The sequence below is a fragment of the Synechococcus sp. R55.8 genome (assembly GCF_047461895.1).
Taxonomy (GTDB): domain Bacteria; phylum Cyanobacteriota; class Cyanobacteriia; order Thermostichales; family Thermostichaceae; genus Thermostichus.
In genome coordinates this window covers 3,228-14,794 of sequence record NZ_JANSIB010000075.1, presented here as the reverse complement: position 1 = coordinate 14,794, position 11,567 = coordinate 3,228, and the positions used below count along the sequence as shown (strand labels likewise).

The 11,567-nt window shown below is 59.5% G+C and carries 12 protein-coding genes and 1 tRNA gene; 3 read left to right on the top strand and 10 right to left on the bottom strand.

Translation table 11 applies throughout. From position 1 onward, the window contains the following. Position 1: 1 nt before the first annotated feature. Positions 2-88 (bottom strand) — tRNA-Ser (locus NW829_RS08605). A 151-nt stretch (positions 89-239) separates the two neighbouring features. Here NW829_RS08605 and panB point away from each other — a divergent pair. Further along, positions 240-1,025, top strand: coding sequence for a 3-methyl-2-oxobutanoate hydroxymethyltransferase (gene panB / locus NW829_RS08600; RefSeq protein WP_011432343.1), 786 nt, complete (start codon positions 240-242; stop codon positions 1,023-1,025). A 137-nt stretch (positions 1,026-1,162) separates the two neighbouring features. Here the strand turns inward: panB and NW829_RS08595 are convergent, their stop codons facing one another. Further along, entirely contained in the window at positions 1,163-1,591 is a 429-nt protein-coding gene (locus tag NW829_RS08595; protein WP_414416879.1) for a hypothetical protein, read from the bottom strand. A 156-nt stretch (positions 1,592-1,747) separates the two neighbouring features. Between NW829_RS08595 and NW829_RS08590 the strand changes: the two genes are divergently transcribed. Then, positions 1,748-3,355, top strand: coding sequence for a hypothetical protein (locus NW829_RS08590; protein WP_414416878.1), 1,608 nt, complete (start codon positions 1,748-1,750; stop codon positions 3,353-3,355). Here the strand turns inward: NW829_RS08590 and NW829_RS08585 are convergent. The 4 genes from NW829_RS08585 to NW829_RS08570 all read right to left on the bottom strand — a co-directional run bounded on the left by NW829_RS08585 (position 3,349) and on the right by NW829_RS08570 (position 6,472). Next, positions 3,349-4,557: a glycosyltransferase gene (locus NW829_RS08585; RefSeq protein WP_414344757.1), complete on the bottom strand. Its 1,209-nt coding sequence runs from the start codon at positions 4,555-4,557 to the stop codon at positions 3,349-3,351. The two genes, NW829_RS08590 and NW829_RS08585, sit on opposite strands and share 7 nt — an antisense overlap. Before the next feature lie 29 nt (positions 4,558-4,586). Then, the gene (locus tag NW829_RS08580) at positions 4,587-5,000 is read right to left on the bottom strand and encodes a PH domain-containing protein (protein ID WP_011432347.1); all 414 of its coding nucleotides are present in this window, start codon (positions 4,998-5,000) and stop codon (positions 4,587-4,589) included. 75 nt (positions 5,001-5,075) lie between these two features. Further along, positions 5,076-5,582 (bottom strand): hypothetical protein, encoded by a 507-nt coding sequence (locus tag NW829_RS08575; protein ID WP_011432348.1) that lies wholly within the window; start codon positions 5,580-5,582, stop codon positions 5,076-5,078. Positions 5,583-5,644: 62 nt separating this feature from the next. After that, the gene (locus NW829_RS08570; protein ID WP_414416877.1) at positions 5,645-6,472 is read right to left on the bottom strand and encodes an ion transporter; all 828 of its coding nucleotides are present in this window, start codon (positions 6,470-6,472) and stop codon (positions 5,645-5,647) included. A gap of 148 nt (positions 6,473-6,620) precedes the next feature. On the opposite strand from NW829_RS08570, the gene NW829_RS08565 reads away from it, so the two are divergent. Further along, positions 6,621-7,214 carry a Maf family protein gene (locus tag NW829_RS08565; RefSeq protein ID WP_414416876.1) on the top strand — a complete coding sequence of 198 codons (594 nt, stop codon included), beginning with the start codon at positions 6,621-6,623 and terminating at the stop codon, positions 7,212-7,214. Here NW829_RS08565 and gatB read toward each other — a convergent pair. From gatB to NW829_RS08545, 4 genes are all read right to left on the bottom strand, one after another. Then, the gene (gene gatB / locus NW829_RS08560) at positions 7,211-8,683 is read right to left on the bottom strand and encodes an Asp-tRNA(Asn)/Glu-tRNA(Gln) amidotransferase subunit GatB (RefSeq protein WP_414416875.1); all 1,473 of its coding nucleotides are present in this window, start codon (positions 8,681-8,683) and stop codon (positions 7,211-7,213) included. The genes NW829_RS08565 and gatB overlap by 4 nt on opposite strands. A gap of 148 nt (positions 8,684-8,831) precedes the next feature. Continuing rightward, a complete protein-coding gene (locus NW829_RS08555; RefSeq protein ID WP_414351467.1) occupies positions 8,832-9,116 on the bottom strand; it encodes an acylphosphatase in 285 nt (94 codons plus the stop codon). Then, the gene (locus NW829_RS08550) at positions 9,113-9,295 is read right to left on the bottom strand and encodes a hypothetical protein (RefSeq protein WP_041436250.1); all 183 of its coding nucleotides are present in this window, start codon (positions 9,293-9,295) and stop codon (positions 9,113-9,115) included. Before NW829_RS08550 ends, NW829_RS08555 begins: the two co-directional genes overlap by 4 nt. Before the next feature lie 939 nt (positions 9,296-10,234). Next, complete coding sequence (locus NW829_RS08545) at positions 10,235-11,296, bottom strand: sensor histidine kinase (protein ID WP_414413709.1); 1,062 nt, start codon at positions 11,294-11,296, stop codon at positions 10,235-10,237. Positions 11,297-11,567: the final 271 nt, after the last annotated feature.

Below are 11,567 nucleotides of genomic sequence, written 5' to 3'. Positions count from 1 at the left end.
ACGGAAGGGGTGGGATTCGAACCCACGGTGACCTTGCAGTCACAACGCTTTTCGAGAGCGTCACAATCAACCACTCTGTCACCCTTCCAGTCAGCTGTGGGGCTTTACCATCTTAACGGCAAACCGAGTCTCCTGCTTCTTCCCAGCCTCAAAGCCAAGCTTGCTTCCCCCACGGGATGCGGTTGATGGGAAAGTGCTCCGCACCGCTGGCGGGAACGCCCAGATGAGATCATAGGGATATGGCTGCTCTATCCATTCACCACTTTCGCCAGGCCAAACAGGCGGGTCAACCTTTGGTGGCCCTCACGGCTGCCGACTACGCCACCGCTCAGATTTTGGATCAGGCTGGGATCGACTTGATCCTGGTGGGCGACAGCTTGGCCATGACCCACTTGGGGTATACCAGCACCCTGCCCCTGACGCTGGAACAGATGCTCCATCACGCCCAGGCGGTGCGCCGCGGGGTAGAACGGGCCTTTTTGGTGGCCGACTTGCCCTTCTTGACTTATCAAGTCCACAAAGAACAAGCTCTCCTCTCAGCAGGGCGGTTGATGAAGGAGGCAGGAGTCAACGGGGTCAAGCTGGAGGGGGGCTACCCCGACATGGTGGAAACGGTGGCCTTTCTGGTGCAGCGGGGGATCCCGGTTTTGGGTCATATCGGCCTCACTCCGCAGGCCAAACATCAACTGGGAGGCTATCGCCAGCAGGGAAAAACCACTCCGGAGGCGGAGCGTCTGCGACAAGAGGCCCTCAGCCTGGAACAAGCAGGGGCATTTGCCCTGGTTCTGGAGCACATGCCGGCGGAATTGGCTGCCCAAATCTCAGCCCAGGTGGGGATCCCAACCTTGGGCATTGGGGCCGGGCCGGCTTGCGATGGTCAGATTTTGGTCACCCACGACCTGCTGGGGCTGAGCGAGCGGCTCCCCCCTTTTGCCAAGGCCTATACCAATTTGAGACAGGCGATCCGAGAAGCGGTGGAAGCTTTCGCCGACGATGTTCGCCAAAAAGTATTTCCCCCCCGCTGAAGGGATCCCTTACCCATTCAAAGCTTGGGCAGAGGTGCTATGCCTACGGCACCTCATACTGCTACCTACTGCTACGCAATGCTTATGGGAACGGGAACCGCACCGCTTTCTCAAGGCTGGGCAAGGATAGGGCGACCTCAGGGATCCCTGAGCAGCACCGTCCCGGTCACCACAGCGCTTTGGCCCAACCGGTCGAAGACCCGCAAGCTGAGCAGGTAGGAGCCGGGCACCAAGCTCAGGGGAGGGCGAATGCGGAAGCGGGTTGTACAAGACACCTCTCCCGACACACAATTCACCTGCGCTGCCGATAGCGTCTGCACCTCAATCCCCGACCACGACACCTGAAACGCCAGCTCCGCCGGGATCCGCCCCGGCACCGATACCGAAACCCCCAGCTCCAAAAAGCCGTTCCGATGTACCACAGAAGGGATATCGCTGCTGGTGATCAAAGGCGGCGGCGGAGTACTGGCCGTCAGCGCATCGGCACCACAACCGACCAAGGCCACGCCCAGCAGGCCCAGCGCCCATCCCCAGGATTTGGATCCCAGCTTCATCACAGGGTTCATCTGAAAACTCACCTTCTCAGTATAGAGGGTGGGGATAACAGGCTTAGCGTCCTTTTCGAGAAAAACTAAAAATTCACGCCACATATAGTGGCAAGCTGGATTTTTGCCCAAACCATCTGCTACAGTAAGGCCCATAACCTGTCGAGCAGCCTGGATATGGAAGGGGAAGAGGAGCTAAAAGCCTTGCGGGCGCGGGTGCGCAACCTAGAGCGATCCCTCGCCGAATCGGAAGCGCTGTCATTGCAGCAGATTGAGTGCATCCATCGCCTGGAACATCAACTGCTGGAAGCACAGGCCCAGATTCAAGAGCGGGATCAAGCTTTGCAAGCGTGTCAAGAGGAGAAAGCGCGGCTGGCCCAGCGCCCTACCCCAGAGGCTTTTCAGCTTCAGCAACAGCACATCGAAGAACTGCAGAATCTCCTGTGGGAAATGGAGCGCCGTCCAACGCTGGAGCACTACCACATTCTGCAGCAGCAGTTGCAAACCAGTCAGACGGAAATTGAAACCCTCAAGGCGGAATTGCAGCGGCGCGTCGATCCGGCCCGATTTTACCAACTGCAGCAGGAGCTCCTGGAGCTGAAACAGCAGGCCAACCAATTGGGAGAATACGCCGTCAAGTTGCCGCAGGTGCAGCTTTTGCAAGCCCAACTGCAGCTCCGTGTACAGCAGCTAGAGGAGGAAAAAGCACAATTGCAAGCGCAAATCCAAGAGTTGGCTGCTCGACCTTCTGCACAAGAACTGGAAACCCTACGGGCGGAGCTAGAGGCTGCCCACCGCCAAGCGGAAGCCGAATGGCAGCGTTTGAAGACCCATCTGGAAACCGAAAAGGCACACATGGAAGCTGACCTGAACACCGCCCGGCAACGTATTCGCGAACTGGAAGAGCGTCCTACCCCAGAGCAATGGGCACGCTTGCAGGCGGAGCTGGATCATCTGCGCCAACAGGCCTCTTTTGCCAAGGCCGAGCGGGCCACCTTGCTGGAAGAGCTGCAGCAGAGTCAGCGGCAGCAGGCCGAGCAAGCCCAACAGATTGCCAAGCTGGAAGCGGAAGCAGCCCAGGCCGCCCACCTCAGGGAAACAGAGTCCTCACAGGCGCAGCGAATCCTTGCCCTGGAGGAGCAGGTGCAGGCTTTGACCCGCGAGCTTGGTGCTTTGCGAGCCGAGCGGGATCAGCTTATCCAAGAGTTGGCCCAGCGTCCCACCCTTGCCCAGTGGCAGGAAGTTCAGCAGCAGGTGCAGGACACCCGAGAAAGCCTGGAAGCAGCCCGGCGGGGGCGAGAACTGGCCGAGGCCCATCATCTGGTCAGCCAAAAGCAAATCGAGAAGTTGCAGCAGCAGGTGATGGCTTTGAAAACCGAGTGTGTGCAGGCCCACGCCTACGCGCAAACCCAAGAAAAGGAAGTGGCCCTGCTGCAGCAGCGCAATCAAGAACTGGAAGAGCAACTGGCCACACTGCGTCAGTCGGCCTCCGCTTCCCCTCAGCCAGCGGTTGTCGAGCCCAGGTCGAATCATCGGGCCCAGGAACGGATTCCTGCCGCGGCTGACGAGTCTGCTCCTTCCCCGGCCACCACCTGGAGAACACCCACCCCAGGGATCCCGCCGCTCACCCTGGACGAGCGGGAAGAAAGTGCCCCGCTCGGCTGGCGCCAACGGACAGAAAGGCTCCTGAAACGCTCCGCTTTGGCCGCTTCACGGGCAGGAGGGGAAACGGGCAGTCGCAACCGGATTGAGTTGCCGACTTTTGTGCAGCGGCGGCCCTACTGAGCGCTCCATTCTCGGGGATCCAACCGTTCTCCAGCTTGAAAACGAGGCCAAGCCCAGCGCAACAGGGCTCCCAGCTGGGCATGAAACCGCTCTGGGGCAAATTGCAGAGCATGGGCCCGAATCCGCTGCGGATCCCATTCCTGTCGATCCGCCTGCCGCAGCCCTTCCACCAGCGCTTCCACACTGGCCTCGGGAATGAGGATGCCGGTTTGGCCGTGGATGACCGTCTCTTGGGCACCTCCCCGGTTGAGGGCGACCACGGGGCGGCCGCAGGCCTGGGCCTCCACTGCCACTAGGCCAAAATCCTCCTCCCAGGGGAACAGCAGCAGCCGGCAATTGGCTAGCAGTTCCCGGAAACGATCGGGGGGCTGATGGGGCAAAAACTCCACCTGCGGCCCCGCCAGTCGCTTGAGCCGAGCCAGCTCCGGCCCTTCGCCCACAACCAGCAGCCGACGACCCAGCCGTTCACAGGCGGCAATCGCCAGATCCACCCGTTTGTAGGGCACCAGTCGGCCTGCCACCAGGTCATAATCGGCGCTGGGATCCGCCACCGGCTCCAACCCCTGCAGCGGAACGGGCGGATAAATGACCACAGCCTCGCGGCGATAGAGCTTGGCAATGCGGCGGCGAATGTGCTGGGAGTTGGCGATCAACAGATCTGGACGTTGAGCTGCCAGAAAATCCCACTGGCGCAGGCGGTGCAGCAGCCATTGGCCAATTGCGCCAACAGGCCCGCTTCTCCCCAGCCCTTCTCGCTGCAGATACAGCTCCCGGTTCTCCCAGAGGTAACGGGTGGGGCTGTGGATGTAGCTCAGGTGCAGGGTAGAGGCTCCCGTCAGGATCCCTTTGGCAAAGGCGTGGCTGCTGGAGATCACACAGTCATACCCCGAAAAGTCGAAGCTCTCATAGGCCAACGGCATCCAGGGCAGCAGATACTTGAGGCGGGCATGGTAATCAGGGCGCAGCACCCCCAGCCACTTGGCCCAGCCTTGCAAAAAGGAGGTGTGAATCGACAGCTCCTGCCAGCTCGGCGGCAGGGTGTGAGCCGAGAAGAGACTAACGTAAAGGGGGGCCTGTGGGGCAAAAGCCACCAGCTCCTGCAAAACCTTTTCCGATCCCCCCGGCCAGATCAGGTACTCGTGCACCAGGGCCAGGCGCTCAGGCCAAGCGGGATCCCGGCTGGGAAGAGTGGGGACAGCCACAGGAAGGGATCCCCAAGGCTCAGGCACGGTCAGGACTTGGCAGAGCGGCGCTTTTTGCCAATTGGGCCGCTCACCTGCTTGGCTTTCTCGTCGATCCGCTCATTGATGTAGTTGTAGATCTCGCGGAAGCGAGGCAAGGCCCGCATCTCCAGGCGACTGCCGTCCTTGAGGGTGAGCACCATGTCTCCCCACACGCCCAAGCCACGGGGCACCATAACCACCTTGGCAATCTCGCCGTAGATTACATCTGAGCGCTCCTTGCCGCCCCATCCCCCAATCACGGTGATGCGACGATTGGTAATCCGATAGTGTACCCACAGCTTACGCACCAGTGCCCCCACAAACAGAGGCAAGCCGACAAGTGTAGCCCCAATGAAGGAGTTCAACACCAAATCGCCACTGTGGGGGCCGCCCTCAAAAAAAACCTCCTCTTGCACCGCCATGCAGAGCACCGTCCGGTTGTTTAGAGTGTTGCCGTTAACTATCTTAAACGATTTCTCAGCTTTCCCCAACTGGGGCTAACGGCAGGTTCGGGATTGGGTCAGCCTTCGGACGGCTTGTAGGGAACGGCAGGTGGCCAAGACCAGGTAAACAAACAACACCATCACCACCACCGCCACCGCTGCGGCTCCGGCATTACCCAGCCAGCCCCACCCTTCCAGCCCCGTCAGGGCCACCAAAGCCCAAGAAGCCGGGTGCAGCATTCCCCCCAACAGGAGAATTTGCGAGAGCATTTGCCCAGCCGTAAAGCGGGATCCCAGCACCACCAGGGCCAGTCCGCCGCCGATGTTGATCAACCCCATGTTGCCCAAAAAGGCGTAGCAAATGTGCCAGGCGTACTTTTGTTTGGGCACCTCCTGCCAGAGGAGGGGCTCGGCAGGGATCCCCGAAGCCTCCTGGGGGGCGAGCGGCAACGGCTGAACTTGGCTGAGGATCCAGCCGAGGACAATGGCGGCAACCAGCATCGCCACGCCCGCCTTCACGTTCAGCTTGCCGGGGATGGTTAGCTCGGGGTGGGCCAACATCGCAGATCCTCCTGCAACCCGTCCTAGCCTATCCTGTCTTTGCCCCAAATTGGCCAACAGCCTCAATCCCTTGGATAGAGCAGTGTGCCGCAGCGCTTGCAGAATTGGGCATCCCCATCGTGCTGGGAGAGGCCACAGCCTGGGCAGGCCCACTGTACCGAGTTGCCGCTTTTTACCAGTTGCTTGATCAACTCCCCCACTTGCCAAGGGATCAGGGCTATGCCCGTCAAGATCATCAACACTGTCAGCAGCCGGCCCAGCTCAGAAGTGGGGGTGAGATCCCCAAACCCCACCGTGGTCATGGTAACGACGGAAAAGTAGAAAGCATCCAAAAAGGTGGCAAAAGCGCCAGGATTCACTGGATGTTCTACCTGGTAGATCAGCCCAGAGTAGACGAAAACAATGGCAAAGAGGGTGAAGAAAATGCGCAGCAAAATGCGGCTATCGGCGGAGATCACTTGCCCAAACAGGGTTTTGCCCTCCACCAAGCGCAGCAGCCGCAGGATGCGAAACCAGCGCAAGAGGCGGATGAAGCGAATATCGGTTAGCCCGGCAAAAAAGGGCAAAATGGCCAGCAAATCGATGAGTGAATAGAGGCTGAAGACGTAGCGCAGCTTTTGCGGGGCCGCCGCCAGGCGGAGCAGATATTCCACCACAAACAGGCCGAGAATGAGGCGATCCACCCGCTCCAGCCCAAGACGCACCTCAGGGGGAACGGGATAGGTTTCCACCACAAAGAAGGTGGACGAACAGAAAACCAGCGCCGCCACCAGCAAGTTCACCCAGCGGCTTTCCGGAGTGTCTTGATCCCCCCAATAGCGCTGGAGGATCCCGGAACGGGCAAGATCGAGATCAGTTGGGGTGGGGGCCTGTGAGGGTACAGTGGTCACAAACAGGATCCGGCTGGGAAGATATCGAGAGAGTTTCCTTTCAACGCCCATCAGGCGCATACTAACTAAGCTAATGGAAACTAGCTCACAGAGCGAACTTCCCCTAAGCAAACGTCCAGGCTTTGGGTGTTAATTAGGTGTTGAGTCGATGTTGCCTCCTATCGTACTGGCCTCGCAATCCGCTGCCCGCCGCCAATTGTTAAAGGCTGCCGGGATCCCTTTTCGCGTTCAGCCCAGCTATTTTGACGAAAGCCAAATCAAAAGCTCAGATCCCGTGGAGCTGGTGCAGAAGCTGGCCTCGGCGAAAGCCGAAGTGGTGGCGGCCCAGCAACGGGAGCCCGTCTTGGTTGTGGGGGCCGACTCTGTGCTCTACCTAAATGGCGAGATCCTAGGTAAGCCGCCCAATGCCCTAGAGGCGGAACGGCGCTTGCGGCAAATGCGGGGCGAAGTGGGAGAGCTCTACACAGGCCATGCCTTAATTGACACGAAGCAGAACCGTCGCCTCACCCACTATGCGGTGACGCGGGTGTTTTTTGCCAAGCCCAGCGACGAGGAAATCCGCGCCTATGTGGCCACCGGTGAGCCGCTCAATTGTGCTGGCTGTTTTGCCATCGATGGTCGTGGCAGCCTGTTTGTGGAGCGGATCGAGGGGTGCCCCGGCAATGTTATCGGGCTGAGTTTGCCCCTGCTGCGGCGCATGATCCAGGAGTTGGGCTATTCCCTCACCGATGCTTGGAGCTAGCCGTCGAGGTGTTGCTTGAGCAGGTCGTTGGCCAGCTTTGGATCCGCCCGTCCCTGGGTTTTTTTCATCAATTGCCCGACAAAGTAGCCGAAGAGCTTGGTTTTGCCCCCCCGATACTGCTGCAGTTGCTCGGGGTTTTCTGCCAGCACCTCGGCGATCATCTGCCCCAGCAGAGCGCTATCCGAGATTTGGGTCATGCCTTTGGCTTCCACCAGGGCGCGGGCCGACCCGCCTTTTTCCAGCAGTTCCGGCAGGATCTCCTTGGCGATTTTGCTGGAGATGGTGCCCTGCTCGATGAGGCCAATCAGCTCGGCCAGGGTTTCCGGCTTCAGGGCAATGTCGGGGTAGTCCAGCTTGTGGGCGTTGAGGTAGCTGGCGATGTCGCTCATCATCCAGTTGGCGGCTGCTTTCGGGTCGGCACCGGCGGCGATCACGGCTTCAAAGTATTCGGCGGTGTTGCGTTCATCGCTGAGGTAGCAGGCATCGTACACCGAGAGGCCGTACACCTCCTGATAACGTCGCCGCTTCACACCGGGCAATTCCGGCAGCTCTGCCTGCCAGCGGGTTTTCTGCGCTTCGGTAACGCGAATGGGCGGCAGATCGGGCTCGGGGAAATAGCGATAGTCGCTGGATCCCTCTTTCTTGCGCATGCTGATGGTGCGCTGGCTGTTTTCTTCCCAAAGGCGGGTCTCTTGCACGATCCGCTCGCCTGCCTCCACAGCCTTGACTTGGCGGTTGAACTCGTACTCGATGGCCCGTTGGATGGCGTTGAAGGAGTTCATGTTTTTAATTTCCACCTTCGTGCCAAAGGTCTGGGATCCCAGCGGACGCACCGAGATGTTCACATCACAGCGCAGGGATCCCTCCTGCAGGTTGCCATCGCACAGCCCGGCATAGCGCAGGATGCGGCGCAGCTCTTGCACGTACTCTGCCGCTTCTTCCCCGCTGCGGATGTCCGGCTCGCTGACGATCTCGATGAGGGGAACCCCCGCTCGGTTGAAATCCACCAAAGAATAGCTGGATCCCGATAGGCGGTCGCTGCCAGCGTGGACCAGCTTGCCCGCATCTTCTTCCATGTGCAGACGGGTGATGCCGATGCGCTTGGTACGACCGTCGCTGAGCTGGATCTCAATCCAGCCGTGGGTAGCAATCGGCAGGTCGTATTGGGAGATTTGGTAGTTTTTGGGCAAGTCGGGGTAAAAGTACTGCTTGCGGTCGAACTTGCTGTAGGGGGCAATGGTGCAATTCAAGGCCAAACCCGCTTTGACCGCGTACTCCAGCACCTTTTCGTTGAGCACCGGCAGGGTGCCGGGCAGGCCCATGCAGATGGGGTCAATCTGGGTGTTGGGGGGAGCGCCAAAGGCTGTCGCGCTGCTGGAGAAGATCTTGGAGCGAGTGCTGAGCTGGCAGTGAACTTCCAGCCCAATCACAGCTTCGTATTGCACTTTGGCGGGGGCAGCAACAGTCATGGGATGGGAAAAACTTGCGGTGTAACCATTCTAGTGCGACCTTGGGGGATCCCAGCTCACAGACAGTTTCTGGGGACGGCAGCCCAGAACCCAGGACGAGGCCGGAGCAGCCCAGCTTGAAGCAGATCCTCAGAACAGCGAAACTTCCTCAAACGGTAGGGCGAATCTCAAAAGTGGGTAGACCTTCCGGCGGCTCGGAACGTTGCTCAATGGCCTCCACAACCGAACCGGGGCTGCCCTGTTGGCACCAGCGCAGCATGGCCTCCACCGCAGCAGGGGATCCTTCAAAAACGGCCTCGACGCGACCATCCCGCAAGTTGCGCACCCAGCCGCCAACACCGGCATTGCGGGCCATGGCTTCGGTGTGGGCGCGAAACCCCACCCCCTGAACCCGCCCCCGTACCCAGACGTGAACGCGAACCCTGTCACTCATGCCGACGGGGATCCCTCCGTTGTGCTGCAGGGTTCTGGCGACTCGGTCGGCTCCTCCGGAGTCTCTGAGGTCTGCCGATCCAGCCACCCCACAAGAACGTTGACCAGGGCAACCAAGCCTAGGAGCCCCAGCGAGATCCCACAGGCATACCCAATCGCTTGCCACAGCACGGAAGACATGAACCCAACCTCACGAACGCTTGTGCAGAGGATCCCACCCTTCATGCACCGTGACATCCTCCCGGCGCTCGTCCTACGGACAGAGCGCGGGCCACCCTTCCCGTCAGCAGGACGGAGTCCTTACCTCGCGGCTGGGCATTCCTGCCCCACGCCACTTGTCTGGGTCTACAACCCCCGACAAAACGACTGGACAAGTGGCTTCCCTTCCCCAGCCTCCCTGGCTACTGCCAGCTTGCAAAACAAGTCTAATCCACAGGGAACGGTGCATCGGCAGACAGGATGGACTCCTGCACCCAGGAACCCCTGTCCACCGGACAAGAGCAAGAGGCATCTGGATCAATCCGGTACTTGTAGGTTACCGCCAGCATAAGTAGGTTTTACTACAGATTTCGCTCAACAGATTTCGCTCAGAGGTATGGCGGGGATCCCTGTATCCCGGTGCTTACCCTGCGGGTAGAGTGCAGGACTGATTGCCCCTGCACCCCCGTTAGTTACCGCTAGCTACACCGCCGGGAAGCCCCGCCCTCTATTAGTTAGTGGCTAGTGAATAGTGAATAGTCACTATCCACTAACCACTATCCACTATTCACTATCCAGGGTGAGGGTCGGGATGAAAGGCGGGGACATGATGTTTTGTCCTTACTGGTGCCATAAAAAGTAGCGGGGTTTTATACACTGCCGCTATAGACATCAAGTACAGGGGCGGGGCATCCCGTCCTTTTCGCGTTAGCGGGACGTAGTCCTTAAGCCCAGGAAATGTCCTTTTCGCGCTAGCGGCGCGGAGCGCTAACCGGAGTCACTGTTCGCGTCAGCGGGACGGAGTCCTTGAAGCCCGCACTCTCTCGCTTTAGCGGCGCGGAGCGCTTTGCATCAACATGAGTGCGGGAGTATGTCACTTAAAATGACTACACCAGTCTTGTTCAGCACCAATCTATTGGGTTAGCGCAACACCAGGGCTAGAGCAGTCCCTTGGGATCCCGTCTCGACCAACCGCAAGTCCCCCCCGTGGGCCTGCAGGATGCGCCTGGCGATATATAGCCCCAGACCTCCTGAGCCGGTTGGGTAGTGGTGGCCGGCAATGTGAATGGGCTGGGTCACGTAGGGTTGGGCCAACTCTTCTAGGGGAGCCGGCAAGCCGGGGCCATCATCCTGCACCTGGATCTGGTGGGGGCTGACGATTAACACCACCGCATGGCGTGCGTAGCGCAAGGCGTTGTCCACCAGATTCACCAGCGCCCGCTCCAGCTCTGCCTCATCGGCGTTGCCCCACCCTTCTCCTTCGACTCGCAGATCGATCCCCCGCTCCTGGGCCAGGGATCCCATGCGCTCGGCCACCTTTCTGGCCAGGGATCCCAGATCACAAGGCCGAGGATGCAACTCGATCTCTCCCCGCTCCAGGCGGTGAGCCTCCACCATTTTCTGCACCAGAGAGAGATTGTGTTGATTTTCCTGCAGGATGCGATCCAGCAGAGCGCGACGTTGCTCCGGCTCGAGCTGTTGATCCTGTTTAAAGGCGCTCAGCAGGTGCCCAAAGGCGATGAGGGGGGTTTTGAGGTCGTGAACGAGGGTAGCGGTAAAGGCTTCTCGCCGCATTTGATCGATCTGGATCTGGCGCAGCAACTGGGCAAAAGCCTGCCGCAAGATCAGGGCTTCCTGGGGATCCCCGGGGCGGAGCAGCAGATTCCAACGGGCGGGCTGGTTAATCAAGGTTTCCAAATGAGCCAACTCGCGGGCCAGCAGGGTGAGGGGGCGCAAAATCATGGAGGACAGAGCATAGCCCACCACCGCCGACAGCACCGCCAGCAACGGGATCCACAACAGCAGCAGGAGGATCCCTTCAGTGCTGAACTGCGTGTCGGGCCAGATCCACTGCACCGACAGGATGAAAACCAAGTTGGGGACAAACGAAAGGCTGGCAATGACCAATGCCACCTGGGTGCGCAGGCTGTGGGGAAAGCGGCGGCGCCAAAACTCAAGTAGGCGGAGTAGTTGCTGTTTCAAACTCGGTGTGCTCGCTTTGACAAGACCTGCTTAAATAGTGAACCAACCGTAGGCAAAGAATAAACATCCCCTCACGGTCAAGGCTGAAGAGTTCTTTCCTAGGTCTTAGAATGACCGTTATGTCTTGAGCCACTTCATCCCCATGAATAAAGAAGGATGCCGTAACCCCAGCTTTTAGGATACCCAGCTACCCCATTCTTTAGAGAAGCCGCGCCGTATTCCGGTTGGCAAAGCTGTGGACATCACGGCAAAGAAAGACAGCTTGATCCCC